Here is an 836-nt window from a genome sequence, read left to right as displayed (position 1 = left end):
TCGGTGGTGCGGAAGTAGAACTGCGGGCGGTAGCCGTTGAAGAACGGGGTGTGACGGCCGCCCTCGTCCTTCGACAGCACGTACACTTCGCCTTCGAACTCGGTGTGCGGGGTGATCGAACCCGGCTTGGCCAGAACCTGGCCGCGCTCGACGTCGTCACGCTTGGTGCCGCGCAGCAGCAGACCGGCGTTGTCGCCTGCCTGGCCCTGGTCCAGCAGCTTGCGGAACATTTCCACGCCGGTCACGGTGGTCTTCTGGGTCGGACGGATACCGACGATTTCGATTTCGTCACCAACCTTGATCACGCCGCGCTCGATACGACCGGTCACCACGGTGCCGCGGCCCGAGATCGAGAACACGTCTTCCACCGGCATCAGGAACGGCTTGTCGATCGCACGCTCCGGCTCCGGAATCCAGGTGTCCAGCGCGTCGACCAGCTTCAGGATCGCCGGCACGCCGATCTCGCTCTGGTCGCCTTCCAGCGCCAGGCGGGCCGAACCCGAGATGATCGGGGTGTCGTCGCCCGGGAACTCGTACTTGCTCAGCAGTTCGCGCACTTCCATTTCGACCAGCTCGAGCAGCTCGGCGTCGTCGACCATGTCAGCCTTGTTCAGGAACACCACGATGTACGGCACGCCGACCTGACGCGACAGCAGGATGTGCTCGCGGGTCTGCGGCATCGGGCCGTCAGCGGCCGAGCACACCAGGATCGCGCCGTCCATCTGGGCAGCACCGGTGATCATGTTCTTGACGTAGTCAGCGTGGCCCGGGCAGTCAACGTGGGCGTAGTGACGGGTCGGGGATTCGTATTCGACGTGCGCGGTCGAGATCGTGAT

At 64.7% G+C, this 836-nt stretch carries 1 protein-coding gene; it reads right to left on the bottom strand.

What is annotated here, in order from left to right; genetic code table 11:
* A partial coding sequence (gene tuf / locus AC06FB_RS18840; protein WP_478053982.1) for an elongation factor Tu occupies positions 1–836 on the bottom strand: 836 nt, incomplete at both ends.

It is taken from the genome of Stenotrophomonas sp. Steno-C15 (assembly GCF_056393265.1).
This window is presented reverse-complemented; position numbering and strand designations above follow the sequence as displayed.